Genomic DNA, 20356 nt, shown 5'->3' with positions numbered 1-20356 from the left:
CCCCGATGCGGTACATAGAGGGTTCTGAGTAGAAAAATGCTAGTTGAAAATGTGTAAACCTATTTCAGGACTAGACACCGCCATGTTGTGACGATGGCGCAGAGCAGATGTTTGCCTAAAAAAAGAAACCCGCCATGGGCGGGTGGAAGGATTGCAACACTAACCAGGAGGAGGTGTTACCAGGTAGACCCCACCTCTTCGGTAATAGTTCAATTTTATTGAAGTTTTTTCGTTTTCTTCGCGGGGTTTCCATCGGGATCTGCGGGGGAGGATGGGTTATCATTCTGCTCCCGTCATCCGGTTGCAGAGGATCTATGCCCGCGTTTTCCTGGTTAGCGCTCTTTTTCGGCGCCTTCTATTTTGTCTACGGCGCTTACTTGCCGTTCTGGTCGCTCTGGCTGGAAGGGGTGGGCGTCAGCGCCGAGATGATTGGTCTGTTGCTGGGGGCGGGGATGGCGATCCGCTTTGCCGGCAACCTAATGGTGATGGGGCAGATCAAGGGGGCGGGCCATCTGCTGCCGGTTACCCGGTTGCTCTCCCTGCTCAGTCTGCTGGCGTTTCTCGGCTTCTATCTCAGTCATAACCTCTGGTGGCTGGTGGGCTTGACCCTGCTGGCGAACTTTATCTATCCGACCCTGATGCCGGTGGGGGAGGCGCTGGCGACCCGCATGGTGGTGCAGGCGCACCTCGATTACGGCAAGGTGCGGCTGTGCGGCTCCTTTGCCTTTATTGTCGCCTCGACCTTGGTGGGGGCGTTGGTGGGCAACTTCGGTAGTGACTGGATTTTGCACACCATGGTGGCGGGGCTGGTGCTGATGCTGCTGCTCAGCTGGCTGCCGCTTTATCCGGCACCACAGGATAGTCAGGGCGAGCGCGCTAAGGCGTCCTTGCTGGCAACCCTGCGCAGCGCGCCGGTGCGCCGCTTCCTGTTGCTGACCGCGCTGCTGCAGGGGAGCCACGCTGCCTATTACGGTTTCAGTGCCATCTACTGGAAGGCGCAAGGGTATAGCGGCACCATCATCGGTTACCTCTGGGCGATCGGGGTGGTGGCCGAGATCTGCATGTTCGCCGCCGACAAGCGCTTCCTGCAACGCTTCGGGGCGCAGAGTCTCTTTATCGCTGGTGCCATCGGTTGTGTGGTGCGCTGGGTATTGCTGGGATCCTCGACAGAGCTGTGGGTGTTGGTGCTGGGGCAGCTGCTCCACTCGGTCACTTTCGGTATGAGCCATCTGGGGGCAGTGCGTTTCATGACTCGCCAGCTGCCCGCCGAGCAGTTGATCCCGACCCAGTCCCTCTACGCTGCGCTGGGTCTTGGCATGACGGTGGCGGCTCTGATGGCACTCTGCGGCGTGCTGTTCGAGCCCCTTGGCGGCGGCATCTTCTTCCTGATGGTGCTGGTGGTCTTGCCGGTTTTCTTCCTGCGGTTGCGCCCCTTTGCGCAGGAGAGTGCTCCAGCCTGATATCTGTCTATTTGAACAATCACCTGGAAAAAGGGAGAGCCACGGCTCTCCCTTATTCGTTGCTGCGGTTTGCGGCGTTACTGTTGCTCGCCAAGATAGAGGCGGCTGAGGCGGCGCCAGGTGTCCGAGCCGATGGTGCCAGCAAGCAGTTCATTGGAGGCGGCATCAAAGCGGCCATCCGGTAGCCAGCCCAGTTGGGGCAGCAGTTGCGCCAGCGTCACGTCATTTTGTTGCAACTCCCGCTCCAGCGCTTCCCAGAAGGCGCTCCCCTTGACGTAAAAGAGCGGGTAGTAGGAGCGATCGCCCGCCAGCACCTCGCGAGCTGCCCGATAGAGGCCGCTCTCGCTATGGGGTAGCAGTTTGCCCCGCTCGGCCAGCTCGTTGACCGCCGTGACTTGATGCAGCCGAAAGCGGCGCAGCGCTTTGATGGCAAGGTATTCGGCGAGGCTCTCGTTGATCCAGGTGGGCTGTGGAGTTGCGCGGCGAGCGCTGAGGATATGTACCGCCTCGTGGGCCGAGGTGCGCAGCAGGCGCAAGGGGGCCTGTGGCGTCGGTTTGCCAGCCTCGGTGGGGTAGTTGGCGACAAACACCTGATCCCCAGCTGCGCCGCCAAGGGAGCGGGTCGCCACATCTCGCCCCAGCCACACCAGTTGCCACGGGTGAGTGGGCGGGGCCACGTCGAGCTGAAAGGCCAGATAGTCGATGATCTCATTCAGTTGTTGCTGCAAGGCCGGCAGATCGAGCTGGTTGGCGGTCTCGTCATGGCTCAGCACCAGCCGCGGATCCGGCTTGGTGACGGGCACAGTTTGCAGACCAAATGGCAGGATCAGCGGTGGCTGGTTGACATCCGGCAACGGTTGGCAGCTGCCATCCGGCAGACACACCTTCCCTTGGCGACTCCCCATCTGGCGCACAAAGTTACCCCACTCGGTCAATAGCCACAGATTGGGTGCGAACAAAAGCGACTGTTGGGCCGAAGCATCTGCACCCAGTGCCGGAGCGGGTGTGAGCGTGATCTGCCAGCCGATCTCCTTGCAGGAGAAGGGCTGGTTGAGGGCAACCGGCTGGTTGTTTGCAAGGCAGACCAGCGCGGGGGAAACCGGCGCAGCACGGCTCGGCAACTGGCGGGCGGGGAGCAGGGTAAAAGGGGGCTTGCCCTGCATGGTGAGGCGCACTTGCAGCACATTGGCGCTGGCGCCCTGCTCGATAAGGTAGCGGGGGCCGCTCGCGTCATTGCCAGCACAGGCCCACAGTGGCAGCAGCCACAGGGCAAACAGGGTGATATGACGACTCATAAGAGGGTTAGCGCTCCTGCTCATAGCCCAGCAGATCGCCGGGCTGGCATTTGAGTTCACGGCAGATGGCCTCCAGAGTGGAGAAGCGCACCGCCTTGGCGTGGCCATTCTTGAGGATCGAGAGATTGGCCTCGGTGATGTCGATGCGCTGGGCCAGTTCGCGGGCGGTCATTTTGCGCTCGGCCAGCAGGGCATCGAGCCGGATGATAATGGGCATGGGATCCTCACACCGTCAGTTGTTGTTCATCGGCCAGCTGCTTTGCCTCCCGCATCACCAGTGCCAGCGCCGAGACGATCAATCCACCCAGCAGCAGCTGAAAGTTTGAGGAGCTGATATTGATGGTGCAGTACAGTTCAGGGCCATGCAGAGTGAGCACTATATCCAGCAGTGGCGTGGTGATGATCTCGGCGATGAAACTGGCACACAGCAGCAGTCCGATCATCTTGTAACGACGGATCTGGCCGAAGGTGAACAGCATAGCGCGTCGATAGCCACGAAACAGCTGGAGCAGTTGCCACAGGATGAGCATGAAAACTACATCAGGCAGCAGCATGACCAGGGTCGCCAGCAGGCGGGTTCCCATACTGAGGGAGTAGTCGGCAATCGAGGGGGCCGGAGTGGTCACTACTGGCGAGGGCATGTTCAGTGGGACATTGCTGAGTGTGGAACCGTCATTCACTGCCAGGGCATCGACCAGCTCCTGATGCAGATAGTCGTTGCCACCCAACAGGTGTGACCAGGCTCCCATGACGGTCATAAGTGGTGTGGCCACCAGTGCAAATAGCAGAACCCACTCGATCAGGCCGCTCATTCGTTCGAGCTTGTTGTGTTTCATCGTTTATCTCCAGATGGAATGTGACAGAAAGATTAGGGCCATGAACGGTGCTGCCAGCAGGGTCAGCAGCAGGAACCATTCGATGAGGTCGCTGATGTGTCCGAGCGTGTGGTGTTTCATCGTTTCACCTCTTGCTTGAAAGAGAAAGATGGAGCGTGCGCGCATGAAATTATTGTTTATCAATAAACCGGCGCTAGTGTTTATCGTTTTGCGATATAGTGTCAAGGCTAAATTTATTGAAAAACGATAAATTCAATCTGACTGCAGGGGGATGACTTTTGGCTGTCGCCTCTCTAGACTGGCGAGGTTGTATACAAAATCTCAACATCTACAAGGGGTTATCGATGCACCAGGGATGGCTGCTGATCGGATTGTCGCTCACCTATCTTGGGCTGCTGTTTCTGATCGCCTTCGTGGCAGACAAGCACAAACGGCACCGTCTCAAGGGGCAACCGCTGCTCTACAGCCTGTCGCTGGCGGTCTACTGCACTTCCTGGACCTTCTTCGGCACAGTGGGGCAGGCGAGTGAATCCCCCTGGTCACCGGTGCCCATTTACCTTGGCCCCATGCTGGTCTTTCTGTTTGGCTGGCGGCTACTGGCCCGCCTTATTCTGGTGGCCAAGCGCGAGCACATCACCTCCATAGCCGACTTTATCGCCGCCCGTTACGGCAAATCCCAGCGGCTTGCCATGGTGATCGCCCTCATCGCCATCATGGGGATCCTCCCCTATCTGGTGTTGCAGCTCAAAGCCATCGTTACCGGGCTGGATCTGCTGATGGTCAACAGCGGCGGCATCAGCCCGACCAGCAACACCAGCGAATTGGCGCTCGGGGTCACTCTGCTGCTGGCGCTGTTCAGCATCCTGTTCGGCACCCGCCATCTCGATGCCACCGAGCACCACAGGGGGATGGTGGTAGCCATCGCCTTCGAGTCGGTGGTCAAATTGCTGGCCTTTATCGCGGTGGGGGGCTTCGCCCTCTGGCTGATCCTGAGCAAACCGGGCGAGGCTCACGAGCAGGTGACCCGCGACTTTTTTGCGCAGGTGATGGCGGTTAGCCCCGGCAACCTGCTGGAGCTTGCCATTTATACGGTGCTGGCGATGTGCGCCGTCATCTGCCTGCCGCGCCAGTTTCATGTGACTGTGGTGGAGAACAATCAGGGGCAGGATCTGCACTGGGCGCGCTGGATCTTCCCGCTCTACCTGTTCGTGATGGGGCTCTTTATCTGGCCGCTGGCGCTGGCGGGCAAGCAGTGGGTGGGGGCCGACATGGCCTCCGACACCTATGTGATCAGTTTGCCGATGGCACTCGGGTTCGATGGCATGGCGATGCTGGCGTTTCTCGGCGGCACCTCGGCGGCCACCGGCATGGTGATCGTCTGCACCATCGCGTTGGCGATCATGGTGAGCAACGATCTGGTGCTGCCGGTGCTGCTGCGCCGCTTCTGGCGGCAGGGGCGTGACGAGCGGCTGGTACGGCTGCTGTTGCAGGTGCGCCGTGGCGCCATCCTGCTGATCTTGCTGGCGGCCTGGGGGCTCTACCTCTGGCTCGGCGATCTCACCAGCTTGTCGCGCATCGGTTACCTCTCTTTTGGCGCGGTGGCCCAGTTTGCGCCGGCCCTGCTGCTCGGTCTCTACTGGCGTCACGGCAATCGCAAGGGGGTCTATCTTGGGTTGAGCCTCGGGGTGAGCCTCTGGTTCGTCACCCTGTTGGTGGAGAGCGGGCTGCTGGCCGGTTCACCGCTGGCCGAGCTGCTGGCGCCGCCGGACTGGCCCGCGTTTCGCGAGCTGAGTCTCGGGGCCTGGTGCATCTTCCTGAGCCTGCTCTTCAACCTGCTCGGCTATGTGGCAGGCTCGCTTCTGTCGCGCCCTGCGGTGAGCGAGCGGCTGCAGGCGGCCAACTTTGTCGGCAAGCCGAGCCGCGATACCGCCGCCCTCTATCAGGCGCGGGTCTCGGTCAAGGAGCTGGAGATGCTGGCGGCTCGTTTTGTCGGCTCAAGCCGGGTCAAGCGCGCTTTTGGTCGCTTCGCCGGTGAGCGGGGCGGCACCCTTGCTCCGCAGATGCAGGCCTCGGCCGAGCTGATTGCCCACACCGAACGGCTGCTGGCGGGGGTGTTTGGCACCTCGTCGGCACGGCTGGTGCTTGCCTCTGCCCTGCAGGGGCGCAACATGCAGCTCGAGGAGATCGCCACCATAGTCGATGAGGCCTCCGACGTGTTTCGCTTCAACCGAGGCTTGTTGCAGGGGGCGATCGAGCATATCGGGCAGGGGATCTCGGTGGTGGATAGGGAGCTTCGACTGGTGGCCTGGAACCGCCGCTACATCGAGCTGTTCCACTATCCGCCGGGGCTTATTCAGGCTGGGCGCCCCATTGAAGAGATCATCCGCTACAACGCGCAGCAGGGGCTTTGCGGCCCCGGCGATATCGAGGATCACGTGGCGCGGCGCGTCGCCTTTATGAAACGCGGCAGCGCCCATATCTCGGCGCGGGAGCGCCCGGACGGGCGGGTGATCGAGATGCAGGGCAACCCCATGCCCGCCGGTGGTTTCGTCATGACCTTTACCGACATCACCCCGTTTCGCGATGCGGAGCGGGTGCTGCGCGAAGCGAACGAACATCTGGAGGCACGGGTGGTCGAGCGCACCCGTGAGCTCTCCGAACTCAACCGCCAGCTGCTGCTGGTGAACCAGCAGGTGGAGCGGGCCAATCAATCCAAGAGCCGTTTTCTGGCGGCGGTCAGCCACGATCTGACCCAGCCCCTCAATGCTGCCAAGCTGTTTACCTCCTCCCTGCTGGAGATGTTGCCAGATGCTGGCGAGCAGGCCCGCATCGCCCGCCATATCGACGATGCGCTGGGGGCGACCGAGGATCTCATCACCGATCTGCTCGATATCTCGCGGCTCGAAGCGGGCAAGTTCAAGGCCAAGAAGCTCGACTTTGCCCTGCGCGATCTGCTCGACAACCTCAAGGCGGAGTTTGGCGTGCTGGCGCAGGCGGGGGGGATCCACTTCTCGGTGGTGGAGAGCAAGCATGCGGTACACAGCGATGTGCGGCTGCTGCGTCGGGTGCTGCAGAACTTCCTCACCAATGCGTTTCGCTACAACCCGGGTGGCCGGGTGCTGCTCGGTTGTCGCCGGATGGGGGAGAAGATCCGCATCGAGATATGGGACAACGGCCCCGGCATCCCGCAGGACAAGCAGGAGGCTATTTTTGACGAGTTCTCCCGCCTCGATCACTCCCGCACCGCCAAGGAGCAGGGGCTGGGTCTGGGGCTCGCCATCGCCCGTGGCATCTCGCAGGTGCTCGGTCATCAGCTCACATTGCAGAGCTGGCCGGGCAAGGGATCGGTCTTTGCGGTGACCCTCAATCTGGCGACCCGGCCGGTCACGGCCCATCAGCTGGCGGCGCCGGTGGCGCGCGACAGCCAGCTGGAGGGGGTGGCCGTGCTCTGCATCGACAACGAGCGGGACATTCTGACCGCCATGAGCACCCTGCTTTGCCGTTGGGGCTGCGAGGTGCGCTGCGCCGTCGATCTGGCCGAAGCCGAGGCGCTGGTGACAGAAGGGTTTGTGCCGCGGCTGGTGCTCTCTGACTACCACCTCGACGACGGCAAGACCGGGTTGGAGGCGCTCGCTGCCCTGCAGCGGGTGTGTGGCGACGAGCTGGGAGGCATCATCATCAGCGCTGATCGCAAGAGCGAGTTGCAGGCGCAGATCCGCGAGCGGGGGTATGGCTACATCAGCAAACCGGTCAAACCACTCAAACTGCGGGCCCTGATGAACAGCCTGCTGCTGAGTTAAACAGGGGGAGATGTTTCTTATGGCTCCATAAGGGGCTCAATAAAACCGGCTACCTTGTCGCGGATCTTGGGCTGGGCCGCAGGGGTGGGATGAATACCATCGTTCATCATAAGTTCAGGGCGCAGCGCAATATCATCCATGAAGAAGGGCAGCAGGGGCAGATCGTTAGCCTGGGCCAACTCGGGAAAGATCTGTTCGAACTGGCGCAGATAGCGGGCACCGTAGTTGCGGGGCAGCTGGATTTGGGTCAACACCACACGGGTCTGCTGCTCCTTGGCGAGCGCGATCATGCTGGCCAGATTCTGGCGGGTAATGGTCGGCGCGAAGCCACGCAGGCCATCGTTGCCCCCCAGTTCGATCAGAAGCCAGTCTGGCTTGTGCTCCTTCAGCAGCGCAGGCAGACGGGCCAGCGCCCCTTGTGTCGTTTCACCGCTGATGCTGGCATTGAGCAGGGTGTGTTTGCCCCCCTCCTCCTGCCATTTCTGGTTGAGCAGGGCAGGCCAGCTCTGCTCAGCCTGCATTTGATAGCCGGCGCTCAGACTGTCACCCAGCACCAGTAGGGTCTGGGCCTGAGCCGACGAGAGCAGGCTGCCGAGGCCAACCAAAAAGGCAAACAGAATACGCACCATCAATTCAACTCCCGCTATGGATTGTCATCAAGGGATTGGAACAAAGGATACAGAGCATGAGTTCAACCCCCATTATTGTCGTCAAGGGCCTCGGCAAATCGGTTCGCCTCGGCCAGGAAAGCCTCACCATCCTTGAAGGGATCGATCTGCAAGTCAATAGCGGCGAGACGGTGGCCCTGGTCGGCGCCTCAGGCTCCGGCAAGTCCACCCTGCTGGGATTGCTGGCAGGACTCGATCTGCCGAGTCAGGGGGATATAGAAATCCTCGGCAAATCCCTTGGCGAGCTGGATGAAGAGGGGCGGGCCCGATTGCGCGCCGAACAGATCGGTTTTGTGTTCCAGTCGTTTCTGCTGCTCCCGACCATGACTGCGCTGGAGAATGTGATGCTGCCTGCCGAGCTGCGTGGCGAGCGCCACTGCGAGCCGAGGGCCCGCGAGCTGTTGGCGGCTGTCGGGCTTGGCGAGCGGTTGCACCATCTGCCGCCTCGGCTCTCTGGCGGCGAGCAGCAGCGAGTGGCCATCGCTCGCGCCTTTATGACCCGTCCCAGCCTGCTGCTGGCAGACGAGCCGACCGGCAACCTCGACAGCAAGACCGGCGAGAAGGTGATCGAGCTGCTGTTTGAACTCAATCGCAAGCACGGCACCACGCTAGTGGTAGTGACCCATGATCATCAGCTGGCCGAGCGTTGCCAGCGGCAACTGGTCATGACGGCGGGCAGACTGGATCTCGAGGTGGCCCATGATGTGGTGTAACGGGGTGAGCTGCGGGTCAGGCGGGAGATGCAAGGGATGATGCCGTGGCGATTGGGATGGCGACTGCTGCGCCGGGAAGGTTTCAGCGGCGAGCTGCGCTGGTTTGTGCTGGCGCTTGCGCTTAGCGTGGCGTGTGTCTTGAGTGTGGCATTGGTGGCGGATCGGCTCGATGCCGGACTCAAGGCGTCTGGCCGCGACTTTATCGGAGCGGATCGGGTGCTGCGCACCGCCGCCGCCCTGCCGGATGGTTGGCTGGAACGAGCGAAACAGGATGGCTTGGCGGTGCAGATCACCGTCAGCTTCAACAGCATGCTGTTTCATGGCGATGCGTTGCAGCTCGCCTCCATTCGGGCGGTGCCCGATGGTTTTCCCTTCTATGGCAAGCTCACTCTGGAACCTGCCCGCGCCCCGGCCCCCGGCGAGATCTGGCTCTCCGCCCGGGTGATGCAGCTGCTTAAGGCCAAAACGGGGGATGAGTTGGAGGTGGGCAATACGGTGCTCAAGGTGGCCGGTCTGCTTGGCGAGGAACCGGATCAGGGTTTCAGCCCCTTCTTGCTGGCGCCGCGTGCACTGATCCATAGCGCTGATATCGAGGCGACCGGCGCTCTGCTCCCCGGCAGCCGCCAGCAGTGGCGCTATCTGTTCAAGGGGCCGCGAGAGTCGCTTGCTCGTTACGAACAGTGGCTATTGCCGCAGTTGCAGGCCGGACAGAAGTGGATCAAACCGGATGACAGCGAATCCCGTGTCGGCCGCTCGCTGGCCAATGCCGAGCGTTTCTTCCGGCTTGCTTCCCTAAGCGGGGTATTGCTGGGGGCGTTGGCGATGGGGATCGCTGTGCGCCACTTTGCCGAGCGCCAGACCAATATGGTGGCGCTGCTCAAAACCCTGGGGGCATCCCGTCGCTCGCTCTGGCAACTGATGGGAACCCTGCTGCTGTCGTTGACGCTGATCGGCGCGTTGCTGGGTCTGGTGGCGGGCACTGCCATGCAGTGGATCACCTTGCAACTGCTGGGGGACCTGCTGCCGCCGGATCTGCCGCCCCCCTCTTGGCGCCCCTTTGTGCTGGGCGTGGCAGTGGCGCTCTTTATCACCCTGCTGCTCGCTTTTGTGCCCTTCTTGCGGCTGCTGAAGGTGCCGCCGCTACGGGTGTTGCGTCGCGAGCTGGAGGCGGGGATTCCCCCCTGGCTGGCCCTGCCGGTCGGTCTGCTCGGGCTGTTTGCGCTGGTCTGGGGCTTTACCGCCGATGTGCGGCTGGCGCTGGGTCTGGTCGGTGGTATGGGCTTGCTGATGGGGCTGCTGGCCCTGCTGGCGGCGCTGATGTTGCGGCTGGGAGCAAGAGTGAACGGGCCTCATGCCTTGCGGCTGGCTCTGGCCCACCTGTCGCGCGAGCGCAGCAGCGGCCTGTTTCAGTTGGCGGGCTTTGCGCTGGCATTGATGCTGTTTGGCTTGCTCTGGGCGGCCAGGGTCGATCTGCTGGATGAGTTTTCGGCCCGTCTCCCCGTTGATGCACCCAACCGTTTTCTGGTCAATGTGACCGAGAACGAACGGGAGGGGATCCTGAGCGAACTGGCGGCGGCCGGGGCCACCACCTCCGATTTCTATCCCATGGTGCGCGGCAGGCTGACCCATATTGCCGGTGAGGCGGTGGGCGAGGGGGCCAGCAGTGGCCGCGAGGGGGTAGATCGGGAGCTCAACTTCACCACCACGGCTACCCTGCCAACCGACAACAAGCTGGTGGCCGGGAAGTGGCTTGCCGGGTCCGGCGAGGTGTCGGTGGATAGCGAGTTGGCCAAGCGGCTCGATATCAAGCTGGGGGACATGCTCGCCTTTACCATCGAGGGGCGCAGCTTCGGCGCCAGGGTCACCAGTCTGCGCAGCATCAAGTGGGACAATATGCGCCCCAACTTCTACATGATCTTCTCCGAGGATCTGCTGGCACCCTTCTCCCGTACCTGGCTTGGCAGCTACCGGCTGCCCGAGGCGGGGCGCACTGCCGAGGTGGAGTTGATCCGCCGCCACCCCACGGTGAGTCTTATCGATGTGGATGACCTGATTGCGCGGCTCACTCAGGTATCGGAGCAGGTGAGCCGTGCACTGGCGCTGATGCTGGGGCTGGTGACAGTGGCCGCGCTGCTGGTGCTGCTGACCCAGACCCAAGCCAGCATGGCTCAGCGTCGGCGCGAACTGCTGCTGATGCGCACCCTGGGTGCCAGCAGCGAACTGCTGAAAAAGATGCTGCGTTGGGAGCTGGTGGCCAGTGGTGCGCTGGCGGGGCTCTGCGCCGCCATGGTGGTGGAGCTCTGTTCCTTTGGCCTGCAGTGGTGGTGGTTCGAGGGGTTGTGGCAGTTCCACTGGGCCATCTGGCTCGGTCTGCCGACTCTGGGCGCGCTGTTGGTGACGCTGGCGGGGCAGGGGATGCAGCGCCAGCTGCTGGCTGGCACCCTGAGCGATCGGCTGCGGGGGCTGGGTCAGGGACTGTTGTAATCCCGCCAGCGCGAGCCGATGCGACCAAGTGCAATCGAGTATCCACAATAAACAAGCAGCCTGGCCATTGGTCGGGCTGCTTGCTATACGAGGTGCTGACGAGCGGACGCTGTGAGCTGTTGTTAGTAGTTAGCGGGGCTCACGCAGAAGATTGGTGAGGGCGCTCGGCAGCTCGGGATAGCTGAAGTGAAAACCGGCCTGTTGCAGCCTTGTTGGTATCACCTTTTGTCCGGTCAGCAGCAGATCTGCCGCCTCCCCCATCACCAGTTGCAACAGCGGCGTCGGGACGAAGAAGAGGTGTGGACGGTGCAGGGTCGCGGCCAGAGTCTCACTGAACTCCCGGTTGCTGACCGGATGGGGGGCGGTTCCGTTGAAGATGCCGCTGCACTCTTCGTGCTCCAGTATGAACAGGATGGCGCGCACCAGATCCTGCACATGGATCCAGCTCATCATCTGGCTGCCCGACCCCATGGGGCCGCCGAGTCCGAGTCGGTATGGGGGGAGCATTTTGGGTAGCGCTCCCCCATCCATGCCGAGCACCAGCCCGATCCGCACGATACAGACCCGGGTCTGCTTGCTTTGTGCTTCCAGTGCCAGGGTCTCCCACTGTTGGCAGAGTTGGTGGGTGAACTCGTCGTTGGGAGAGCGGCACTGCTCGTCGAGGGTTTCGGTGCCCTGTCTGCCATACCAGCCGATGGCGGAGGCGTTGATCAGCACCTTGGGCGGCGTTGTGGAGAGCTTGATGAGATCAACCAGCTGCTCGGTCAGCAGCCAGCGGCTGTCGCAGAGCAGCTGTTTACGCGATTCGCTCCAGCGTCCGGCGGCGATGGGTTCACCCGCCAGATTGATCACTGCGTCCACGTCATTGAGGTCATCGAGCCGGTCAAGGTTATCCAATACCTTGATATCGTGACCGAGCAGGGAGTAGGCGCGGCTCCCCTGCCTGCTCAATACCACGACCTCGTGATTGACCTTGAGATGGGCAACCAGCTTGCGGCCGATAAAGCCGGTTCCTCCGGTAATCAGAATCTTCATCGTTGCACGCTCCTGCTGCCGTTTGCTCTACTCTAATGGCGTCGTCCTCCTTCAACAAGTGGACGAGTTTGACACGTTTTGTTCATTCGACTGATGTTAACTCTATCCTCTTCTTGCGACATATTGTTGAACAATAGTTTGAATTGATTGATTTTTGTCGGGTGGACATTTGTTGTTCAATCGCTATTATGGCGACCCTTTCGCCTGTCCACCGGGGCTGTCACCCACCATCCGAGCATCAAAGAGGCCGCCATGCCATTTCGTCGTTTGAAACTTCGCCAGCTTTACTCGAGGATTCTGGTGGCACTACTGATGGGGGGCGGGATCCTGCTGCTGGGGGTTGTTGCCGTTATCTGGCAGACAGTGACCGAGATAGAGCATGATTCCGATTCACGCTTGCAGCATGCCCGGATGATGTTTGATCGCTCCATCGGCCATGCCCGGCAAGCGGCCATCAATGTGGAGGGGATGCTTGGTCACTCCTGCAAGGAGGCGGCACAACTGCTGCGCGAACAGGTGGCCACTGTGCCTGATGTCCGCTCTGCCAATCTGGCTATAGGAAATCGTATCTATTGCACCTCGCTCTATGGTGACTACGATGGCCCCTTCAACCCTGACAGTTATGTGGATGGCAGGCTGCAACTGCTGCCAGGCAATGAGGTCACACCGGATCGCCCCCTGATCGTGCTGCGCCACGAAACGGACAAGGGGAGTGTGCTGATCGGTGTGGATGGCTACTACCTGCGCAATACCCTGGAGATCTCCAGCAAGAACTCCCCGATGGCTCTGGTGGTGGGGCAGAGGGCACTGTTTGGCTCAGGTCAGTTCGGGGCGGCGCCCTCTCCGGCAGAAGAGGGTTATATTGCCCTCGCTTCGGCCGATTTCCCCTATCAGGTCGTCACCCGGATCACGGTGCATGATTACTTGAGCCACGCATGGCGCTACTCCAGAGATACCTTGATCCTCTCTCCACTGCTGGCGCTGCTGATTGGATTCGGCACCTTCAGGCTGATGGGGCGTAGCAGCTCACCAGCGGAGGAGCTCAAGCGGGCGTTGATCGAGGAGGAGTTTATCCCCTACCTGCAGCCGGTGGTCTCCGGTGAGGATGAGCAGTGGCGTGGCTGTGAGGTGCTGATGCGCTGGCAGCATCCCAAGCAGGGGATGATCTCGCCGGATCGCTTTATCCCGCTGGCGGAAGATAGCGGCCTGATCGTGCCCATGACCAGCCTGTTGATGGCCGAGGTGCGTGACCACTTCTCCCCTTATGCCCGCAAGCTGCCGGCAAAGTTTCATTTTTGCTTCAATATCAGCGCCAAGCACTTCCAGGATCTCGACCTGTTGGCTGACTGCAAGGCCTTTCTCGACGCGTTTAAGGACAATCCCGTTGATTTGGGGTTGGAGCTGACGGAGCGGGAGCTGCTGGTGGCTGATGAGACAACCGCCCGGATGTTTGCCGAGTTGCGCAAACTGGGCGTGTTGATCGCTATAGATGACTTTGGCACCGGTCACTCCAGTCTGACCTATCTGCAGCAGTTTCAGGTCGATGCAATCAAGATTGACCGTAGCTTTGTAGAGATGATCGGTACGGATGCACTCTCCAGCCATATCGTTGAAAACGTGATTGATCTGGCGAAGCGACTTGAATTGATCCTGATCGCGGAGGGGGTCGAGAAGCAGTCGCAGGCGGACTACCTGCGGGCTCGCCACGTTGACTATCTGCAAGGATATCGCTACGGCCGCCCCATTCCGATGAAGCAGTTTTGCAAGACCCTGTTTGGCTGAACGGGTGAATGGGGAGCATAAAAAAAACCAGCGAGCGCTCGCTGGTTTTTTGTTAATACGGTTTGGCTTGGGCGTTCAGAGCATCCGCTGGAGGGCGCGGGCCAGCCGCTTGACCCCCTCCTCGATGGTCGCCTCATCGACGCAGGAGAAGCTCAGGCGCAGGGTGTTCTTGATTTCGGGGCGTACATAGAAGGGGGCGCCGGGCACGAAGGCTACCTTCTCCTTGATCGCCTCGTCAAACAGCGCCATGGCGCTGATGTGGGCTGGCAGAGTCAGCCAGAGGAACATGCCCCCTTCCGGTCTGGTGTAGCTGACGCCGGGCGGGCAGTGACGGGCCAGTGCAGCCTCCATGGCGGCACGCTGGCGACCATAGACCTCCTTGATCTTCTCCAGATGGGCATCCAGTGAATTGTCGGTCAGGAAGCGGTGCAGCACCTGCTGGCTGAAGGCGTTGCTGTGCAGATCGGTTGCCTGCTTGGCGATGGTCACCTTCTTGCGTAGCCACTCCGGCACCAGCATCCAGCCCAGACGGAAGGCGGGCACCACGGTTTTGGAAAACGAGCCGAGCAGCACGGTATTGTTTGGCGCCAGCTTGGCAATGGGGGGCAGATGCTCCCCTTCGAAGCGCAGCTCGCCGTAGGGATCATCTTCCACCATCAACAGCTCGTGGCGCACCAGTCGCTCGGCCAGTGCCTCGCGGTTGGCACGGTTGTAGGAGACACCGCTCGGGTTCTGGAAGTTGGGCACGCCGTAGAGCAGCTTGGCATTGGATCCGCTTGCCAGCAGCGCATCCAGCGCCGCCAGATCCAGACCCTCTTCTTCAAGGGTGATCGGCTTGAAGGTGGGTTGATAGACAGAGAAAGCCTGAATGGCGCCAAGGTAACCCGGCTCTTCGATGATGAGATCCTGACCCTCGTCGATCAGCACCTTGCCCAGCAGATCCAGCGCCTGCTGGGAGCCGCTGGTGATGAGGATGTTGTCCGGATTGACCTGCATGCCGTGGCGGGTCAGATAGCGGTCGGCAATATATTGGCGCAGCGGGGCGAAGCCTTCGGTCGCCGCATATTGCAGGGCGGCAGCCCCTTGCTCGCGTAGCACATCCTGACAGGCCTGATCGATCGCCTTGACCGGAAACAGGTGGGGATTGGGCAGGCCACCAGCGAAGGAGATGATCTCCGGATTGGCGGCAACTTTGAGGATTTCACGGATAAAGGAAGGCTCAACCTTCTCGAAGCGCTGGGCAAAAAACGGCTGCATAGACAATTCTCTCGGCATGTGGGCGGTCGCTCCATTCGACCGCCAGGTTATCCGTTTGTATCAGATTTCAGAAATGAGGCAATGATTGTCACAAAAATCGCCCAAAAAGGGCAGGTTTGGCACCTTCCCGAATTTTACCTGCCCGTATGGCTCCCATGAATTGAAATGAGTTAGGGCGATCTTGTTTTGTGGACAAGCAACTGACCTTACAAACCCGGTTCCTTGAGGAAGCGGATCATCAGATCGGTGTTGGCGCCAAGTTGGCTTTCTACTCTGCCTGGGAATAGTTCCGCCATCTTGTCGAGGCGGTCGTACTGGGTGTGCCAGATTTTTCCCCACTGGGTTTCGCTGTCACGATCGCAGGCGCTCTTGGTGGTGGCGTCATAGCAGTCCCACAGCGCTGGATTGGTGCTTTGGGAGTAGCCGTCATAGCCATCAGCGCCGTTGATGGTGAAGTTGGTCGCTTCAACGTAGGCGATCGGCACCCCCAGGCAGGCAAAGGGAGCGTGATCTGACCAGCTGCCAGTCTCCCCTTCCGGATAACCGCTGTAGCTGGGATGAATGGCAAACGGGGTCGCAGTCTGTTTGGAGAGGGTAAGCAGGCGATCCCGCACCTTGGGATCGAAGCTGTAGCGGCTCGGATCTGTGCAGTTGTATTCGGCGACGTCCGAGTGGGCTGAGTGGACGTAGACGATGTCGCCCCCGGCGATGGTGTCGTAGTTCACCATCGCCAGCAGCTTGGCGACGGCGGTGCTGTCGAGGCTGGCGGCATAGGCTTTGGAGCCGTTGAGACCGTTCTCCTCCGCCCCGAAGAATGCAAAGCGAACCGTGTAGGGCAAGGTTTGTCCTTTAAGCGCCTCAGCCACTGCCAGCAGGGCTGCGACGCCAGCGCCGTTGTCGGTGGCTCCTTCAGAACCTTTCTTGTCGCCCGTACTGTCGTAGTGGGCGCCGATCAGGATCACCTTGTCACTTGTGCCCTTGAGCTCAGCGATCAGGTTTTGGGAGTTTTTACTGGCGCCGCTTTTGGTGTAGGTGAAGGGTTGGCGTTGCACATCGTAGCCCCAACCGGTCAGATGGTCCTGGATCCATGCCGCGGCACGAGTTTCTGCCTCTGTCCCCGTGGGGCGCGCGCCAATCCCTTCTGCGGTTGAGCTCAACTGCACCAGATACTCATAGGCCTGCTCGGCGGCAGCAGGGGTTTGTGAGTTATTTGTTGATGTGTCGCATCCCGCAAGCAAAGTGGTGATGGCAAACGCCAATGCTCTGTATTTCATACTGCAATCCTTTGTTGTGTATGGTTTTATTTGCGCAGGCAGCATGTACTCGACGCGTGACCGATTCTGTGAACGGGTCGGCATTTGTCAACTGTTGTCAATGAAATGGAGAGAGATGAGGGATTTGTTTCGCGAAACACTTGCGCCTTGGGCCTATCTTGGGATAATTCGCTCCCCTGTTTTCGCGGGTTGATGAAATGATGAGCCGCGCGCGGTCCCGCTCGGGATCGGACACAAGATTTATTACCCGGATTGATGAAATAACGAGACCATTATGCCTGTGACCCAAGATGTATTTAACGAAGACGGCAAGTTCATGCGCAAGATCCGCAGCTTTGTCCGTCGCGAAGGCCGCCTGACCAAAGGGCAGGAGAAGGCCCTGGAAGAGCTCTGGCCGGTCATGGGCATCGATTTCGAGCCAAAGCAGCTCGATCTGGTCGCACTGTTTGGCCGCGAGGCACCTGTGGTGCTGGAGATCGGCTTTGGCATGGGCGCCTCTCTGGTGGAGATGGCCAAGAATGCCCCCGAGAAGAACTTCATTGGCATCGAAGTGCACTCCCCGGGCGTGGGTGCATGTCTGGGTACCGCTCAGGAAGCGGGCGTCACCAATCTGAAGGTGATCTGCCACGATGCGGTCGAGGTGCTGGAGCACATGATCCCGAACGGTTCACTCTCCTGCCTGCAGCTCTTCTTCCCGGATCCCTGGCACAAGAGCCGTCACCACAAGCGCCGCATCGTACAGCCTGCGTTTGCCCAGGATATTCGCCAGAAGCTGGCCATCGGTGGCGTGTTCCACATGGCGACCGACTGGGAAAACTATGCCGAGCATATGCTGGAAGTGATGAGCGCCGCCGAGGGTTACGAGAATACCTCTGCCACCGGCAACTGGGTGCCTCGTCCGGACTGGCGTCCGCTGACCAAATTTGAACAACGTGGCCACCGTCTTGGCCACGGGGTTTGGGATCTGATTTTCAAGCGTGTCAGCTAAGCTGGCACGTCAACACACCTAGCGTATCAACTAACTTGAGGAGCTATCATGGCCAATCGTAGCCGCCGCCTGCGCAAGAAACTGCGCGTCGATGAATTCCAGGAAATGGGCTTCGACATCAGTTTCAACTTCCCGGTCGGCACTGCCGAAGAGACCATCGATGCGGTAGTCGATGCGATGATCGATGAGGTTGTTGAACCCCGTAAACTGGCTTTTGCCGGCTCCGGTCACCTGGCCTGGGAAGGGATGATCTGCACCCAGCAACTGGGCAAGTGTACCGAAGAAGACCGCGCCGCCGTCAAATCCTGGCTGGAAGGCAAGGGGATGGAAGCCGTGGTCGTTACCGAGCTGTTCGATCTCTGGTACGGTGAACCGGCCTGATACAAGGCTGCCGCATCTGGCGCCTTGTTGTGGGTAACTGAAAAATCCCGCCGCTGGCGGGATTTTTGTCAGTGGGGATGGGATCTCCACCGCTGTTTTAGTCATGGAATCGCTTATTGCTTATGGTGTTGTCATCCGAATTACTGGCCAGCATCCTTGAAGAGGTGCGCCCGTTGCTGGGACAAGGCAAGGTGGCCGACTACATTCCGGCACTGGCTCAGGTACCGGCCGATCGGCTTGGTATCGCAGTCTGTACCGTCGAGGGGGAGCTGTTCACCGCCGGTGACTCTTTCGAACCCTTCTCCATCCAGAGTATCTCCAAGGCCCTGAGCCTGACCCTGGCACTCACTCTCTATCAGGAGGAGGAGATCTGGGCCCGGGTGGGCAAGGAGCCCTCCGGCCAGCCCTTCAACTCGCTGGTACAGCTCGAGTTCGAGCAGGGGATCCCCCGCAACCCCTTTATCAATGCCGGAGCGCTGGTGGTGAGCGATCTGCTGGAGACCCGCCTCACTGCACCGCGTCAGCGTACTCTGGAGCTGGCTCGCCGCCTTTCCGGCAATCCGGCCATCATGGCGGATCAGGTGGTCGCCCGCTCCGAATATCAGCACTCTGCCCGCAACGCCGCCATCGCCTATCTGATGAAGGCCTATGGCAACTTCGAAAACGAAGTGGACAAGGTGCTGCAAAGCTACTTCAATGCCTGTGCCATTCGCATGAGCTGCGTCGATCTGGCGCGGGCATTCATCTATCTTGCCAACCGTGGTGTGCCACTGGGCGAGAGCGTGCCGCTGCTGCCCGCCCGCACCACCAAACAGGTCAACGCCCTGCTCGCCACCTGCGGCCTCTATGACGAGGCGGGCGATTTTGCCTATCGGGTCGGCATGCCGGGCAAATCGGGGGTCGGCGGCGGTATCATCGCCCTGATCCCGGGCGAGCTCTGCGTCTGTGTCTGGTCGCCCGAGCTCAACAAAGCCGGCAACTCGCTGGCGGGCACGGCGGCGCTGGAGCTGCTGGCCGAGCGGCTGGGTCGCTCCATTTTTTAACCTTGTTCACTATGAATCGAGAAATCACCATGAAACGACATCTTCGCTTCCTGCAGGCCGTGCTGGCGACCTTACTGCTCTGGTGTGCCCTGCCCGCCGTGGCTGGGGAGTTGCCGCCGCTTTCGCTGGCCGATGCCAAGGCCAAACAGGCGGTCATCCTGGATACCCGCGCCAGCTACTTCTATCAGGGGTGGCCGATGGAAGGGGAGAAGCAGGGCGGCCATGTGGCGGGTGCCGAGAACCTCTCTGCCGAGTGGAAATACAGCGATGAAGAGTGGCCAAAGGCGCTCGAGATCAAGGGGCTGAAGGCCGATCGTCCGGTTGCCCTCTACGGTGCGTCCCGCGAAGTGGCCGAGGTGGCCCGTCTGCTGCGCAAGCAGGGGATCAAGCAGCTGTTCGAGCTGCAAGGGTGGCAAGCCGCACCGCGCGAGTCGCTGGCACGCTGGCAGCAGCTGGTCTATCCGCGCTGGTTGGCGGATCTGCAAGAGGGCAAGCCAGTTGCCGCGGCGCCCAAGGGCGACTGGAAGCTGTTTGAAGTGGATTGGGGTTCACCCAAGGCCTACCTCATCAGCCACATCCCGGGGGCCGGTTATATCGATACCAACAGCCTCGAAGAGGAGCCGCTGTGGAACAAGGTCTCTGACGAAGCGCTCAAGAAGCTGCTGCTGGATAACGGCATCCGTCACGACACCACAGTGATCCTTTACGGTCGCAACACCATGGCGGCCGCCCGTGCCGCGCACCTGATGATGTATGCGGGGGTGGAAGATGTACGCCTGCTGGACGGTGGTCTGGATGCCTGGTTTATCCAGCACCTGCGCACCGAAACCGGTCTGCCCAACAAATATGAGCCGGTGAAGGAGTTTGGCGTGGCCATTCCCGCTCACCCCGAGTACTACACCACGTTAAGTCAGGCAAAAGAGCTGCTCAAGAAGCCCGATAGCGCACTGGTCAGCGTGCGTACCTGGGACGAGTTTGTCGGCAACACCTCAGGTTACAGCTACATCAAGCCGAAGGGCGATATCCCGGGGGCCAAGTGGGGTCACGGTGGGGTGGATGCCAACAGCATGAGTGATTTCCACAACCCGGACGGCACCATGAAGCCGGCCCGCGAGATCCTCGCCATGTGGGAGCAGTGGAATATCGAGCCGACCCAGCAGGCTGCATTCTACTGCGGTACCGGCTGGCGCGCCTCCGAGGCCTTCTTCTACGCCTGGCTGATGGACTGGAAACAGATCAGCGTCTACGACGGCGGTTGGTACGAGTGGAGTTCTGATCCCAAGAACCCGACCGTGACCGGTGAGCGTCAGCCTGCCAAGTCATGATTGCGTTCTTGCGCT

General features: G+C 60.6%; 16 protein-coding genes. 9 read left to right on the top strand and 7 right to left on the bottom strand.

Annotation, left to right across the window (positions count from 1 at the left end; all coding sequences use genetic code 11):
- Positions 1-314: 314 nt before the first annotated feature.
- Positions 315-1460, top strand: a complete 1146-nt coding sequence (locus G5179_RS06305) for a 3-phenylpropionate MFS transporter (protein ID WP_421258068.1) — start codon at positions 315-317, stop codon at positions 1458-1460.
- Positions 1461-1537: 77 nt separating this feature from the next.
- On the opposite strand, the gene G5179_RS06300 is transcribed toward G5179_RS06305, so the two are convergent.
- From G5179_RS06300 to G5179_RS06290, 3 genes are read right to left on the bottom strand one after another with little or no spacing between them, the layout of a single operon-like run.
- Positions 1538-2755 (bottom strand): hypothetical protein, encoded by a 1218-nt coding sequence (locus G5179_RS06300; RefSeq protein WP_421258067.1) that lies wholly within the window; start codon positions 2753-2755, stop codon positions 1538-1540.
- Positions 2756-2762: 7 nt separating this feature from the next.
- Positions 2763-2972 carry a helix-turn-helix domain-containing protein gene (locus G5179_RS06295; protein WP_005335250.1) on the bottom strand — a complete coding sequence of 70 codons (210 nt, stop codon included), beginning with the start codon at positions 2970-2972 and terminating at the stop codon, positions 2763-2765.
- Between the two features lie 7 nt (positions 2973-2979).
- On the bottom strand, positions 2980-3591 hold the full coding sequence (locus tag G5179_RS06290; RefSeq protein WP_421258066.1) for a DUF2975 domain-containing protein: 612 nt from the start codon (positions 3589-3591) through the stop codon (positions 2980-2982).
- A gap of 344 nt (positions 3592-3935) precedes the next feature.
- Between G5179_RS06290 and G5179_RS06285 the strand changes: the two genes are divergently transcribed.
- Positions 3936-7391: a NahK/ErcS family hybrid sensor histidine kinase/response regulator gene (locus G5179_RS06285; RefSeq protein WP_421258065.1), complete on the top strand. Its 3456-nt coding sequence runs from the start codon at positions 3936-3938 to the stop codon at positions 7389-7391.
- A 17-nt stretch (positions 7392-7408) separates the two neighbouring features.
- Here G5179_RS06285 and G5179_RS06280 read toward each other — a convergent pair whose 3' ends face one another.
- Positions 7409-8020: an arylesterase gene (locus G5179_RS06280; protein WP_216952997.1), complete on the bottom strand. Its 612-nt coding sequence runs from the start codon at positions 8018-8020 to the stop codon at positions 7409-7411.
- A gap of 56 nt (positions 8021-8076) precedes the next feature.
- On the opposite strand from G5179_RS06280, the gene G5179_RS06275 reads away from it, so the two are divergent.
- Positions 8077-8772 (top strand): ABC transporter ATP-binding protein, encoded by a 696-nt coding sequence (locus G5179_RS06275; protein ID WP_216952998.1) that lies wholly within the window; start codon positions 8077-8079, stop codon positions 8770-8772.
- 36 nt (positions 8773-8808) lie between these two features.
- Positions 8809-11256 (top strand): ABC transporter permease, encoded by a 2448-nt coding sequence (locus tag G5179_RS06270; protein WP_421258064.1) that lies wholly within the window; start codon positions 8809-8811, stop codon positions 11254-11256.
- Positions 11257-11385: 129 nt separating this feature from the next.
- On the opposite strand, the gene G5179_RS06265 is transcribed toward G5179_RS06270, so the two are convergent.
- Positions 11386-12291, bottom strand: coding sequence for a TIGR01777 family oxidoreductase (locus G5179_RS06265; RefSeq protein WP_421258063.1), 906 nt, complete (start codon positions 12289-12291; stop codon positions 11386-11388).
- A gap of 252 nt (positions 12292-12543) precedes the next feature.
- Here G5179_RS06265 and G5179_RS06260 point away from each other — a divergent pair, with 252 nt between their 5' ends.
- On the top strand, positions 12544-14073 hold the full coding sequence (locus G5179_RS06260; RefSeq protein ID WP_144714306.1) for an EAL domain-containing protein: 1530 nt from the start codon (positions 12544-12546) through the stop codon (positions 14071-14073).
- A gap of 75 nt (positions 14074-14148) precedes the next feature.
- Here G5179_RS06260 and G5179_RS06255 read toward each other — a convergent pair whose 3' ends face one another.
- On the bottom strand, positions 14149-15330 hold the full coding sequence (locus tag G5179_RS06255) for a PLP-dependent aminotransferase family protein (protein WP_144714308.1): 1182 nt from the start codon (positions 15328-15330) through the stop codon (positions 14149-14151).
- Between the two features lie 206 nt (positions 15331-15536).
- Positions 15537-16604 carry a M28 family metallopeptidase gene (locus G5179_RS06250; RefSeq protein ID WP_216953001.1) on the bottom strand — a complete coding sequence of 356 codons (1068 nt, stop codon included), beginning with the start codon at positions 16602-16604 and terminating at the stop codon, positions 15537-15539.
- 274 nt (positions 16605-16878) lie between these two features.
- Here G5179_RS06250 and trmB point away from each other — a divergent pair, with 274 nt between their 5' ends.
- The 4 genes from trmB to G5179_RS06230 all read left to right on the top strand — a co-directional run bounded on the left by trmB (position 16879) and on the right by G5179_RS06230 (position 20341).
- Positions 16879-17592, top strand: coding sequence for a tRNA (guanosine(46)-N7)-methyltransferase TrmB (gene trmB, locus G5179_RS06245; RefSeq protein ID WP_005335228.1), 714 nt, complete (start codon positions 16879-16881; stop codon positions 17590-17592).
- 48 nt (positions 17593-17640) lie between these two features.
- Entirely contained in the window at positions 17641-17973 is a 333-nt protein-coding gene (locus tag G5179_RS06240) for a YggL family protein (RefSeq protein ID WP_005348158.1), read from the top strand.
- A 122-nt stretch (positions 17974-18095) separates the two neighbouring features.
- Entirely contained in the window at positions 18096-19016 is a 921-nt protein-coding gene (gene glsB / locus G5179_RS06235) for a glutaminase B (protein WP_421258062.1), read from the top strand.
- A 29-nt stretch (positions 19017-19045) separates the two neighbouring features.
- Positions 19046-20341 (top strand): sulfurtransferase, encoded by a 1296-nt coding sequence (locus G5179_RS06230; protein WP_421258061.1) that lies wholly within the window; start codon positions 19046-19048, stop codon positions 20339-20341.
- Positions 20342-20356 lie beyond the last annotated feature (15 nt).

Source organism: Aeromonas sp. 600886 (assembly GCF_049174935.1).
In the GTDB taxonomy this organism is placed as follows: domain Bacteria; phylum Pseudomonadota; class Gammaproteobacteria; order Enterobacterales; family Aeromonadaceae; genus Aeromonas; species Aeromonas veronii_A.
This window is presented reverse-complemented; position numbering and strand designations above follow the sequence as displayed.

What these genes read in the sequence shown, in the direction of transcription:
- G5179_RS06290 (WP_421258066.1), bottom strand. Translation starts at nt 3,591, where the DNA reads ATGAAACACAACAAGCTCGAACGAATGAGCGGCCTGATCGAGTGGGTT.
- G5179_RS06300 (WP_421258067.1), bottom strand. Translation starts at nt 2,755, where the DNA reads ATGAGTCGTCATATCACCCTGTTTGCCCTGTGGCTGCTGCCACTGTGG.
- G5179_RS06250 (WP_216953001.1), bottom strand. Translation starts at nt 16,604, where the DNA reads ATGAAATACAGAGCATTGGCGTTTGCCATCACCACTTTGCTTGCGGGA.
- G5179_RS06305 (WP_421258068.1), top strand. Translation starts at nt 315, where the DNA reads ATGCCCGCGTTTTCCTGGTTAGCGCTCTTTTTCGGCGCCTTCTATTTT.
- trmB (WP_005335228.1), top strand. Translation starts at nt 16,879, where the DNA reads ATGCCTGTGACCCAAGATGTATTTAACGAAGACGGCAAGTTCATGCGC.
- G5179_RS06285 (WP_421258065.1), top strand. Translation starts at nt 3,936, where the DNA reads ATGCACCAGGGATGGCTGCTGATCGGATTGTCGCTCACCTATCTTGGG.
- G5179_RS06240 (WP_005348158.1), top strand. Translation starts at nt 17,641, where the DNA reads ATGGCCAATCGTAGCCGCCGCCTGCGCAAGAAACTGCGCGTCGATGAA.
- G5179_RS06295 (WP_005335250.1), bottom strand. Translation starts at nt 2,972, where the DNA reads ATGCCCATTATCATCCGGCTCGATGCCCTGCTGGCCGAGCGCAAAATG.
- G5179_RS06265 (WP_421258063.1), bottom strand. Translation starts at nt 12,291, where the DNA reads ATGAAGATTCTGATTACCGGAGGAACCGGCTTTATCGGCCGCAAGCTG.
- G5179_RS06270 (WP_421258064.1), top strand. Translation starts at nt 8,809, where the DNA reads ATGATGCCGTGGCGATTGGGATGGCGACTGCTGCGCCGGGAAGGTTTC.
- G5179_RS06255 (WP_144714308.1), bottom strand. Translation starts at nt 15,330, where the DNA reads ATGCAGCCGTTTTTTGCCCAGCGCTTCGAGAAGGTTGAGCCTTCCTTT.
- G5179_RS06260 (WP_144714306.1), top strand. Translation starts at nt 12,544, where the DNA reads ATGCCATTTCGTCGTTTGAAACTTCGCCAGCTTTACTCGAGGATTCTG.
- G5179_RS06275 (WP_216952998.1), top strand. Translation starts at nt 8,077, where the DNA reads ATGAGTTCAACCCCCATTATTGTCGTCAAGGGCCTCGGCAAATCGGTT.
- glsB (WP_421258062.1), top strand. Translation starts at nt 18,096, where the DNA reads ATGGTGTTGTCATCCGAATTACTGGCCAGCATCCTTGAAGAGGTGCGC.
- G5179_RS06230 (WP_421258061.1), top strand. Translation starts at nt 19,046, where the DNA reads ATGAAACGACATCTTCGCTTCCTGCAGGCCGTGCTGGCGACCTTACTG.
- G5179_RS06280 (WP_216952997.1), bottom strand. Translation starts at nt 8,020, where the DNA reads ATGGTGCGTATTCTGTTTGCCTTTTTGGTTGGCCTCGGCAGCCTGCTC.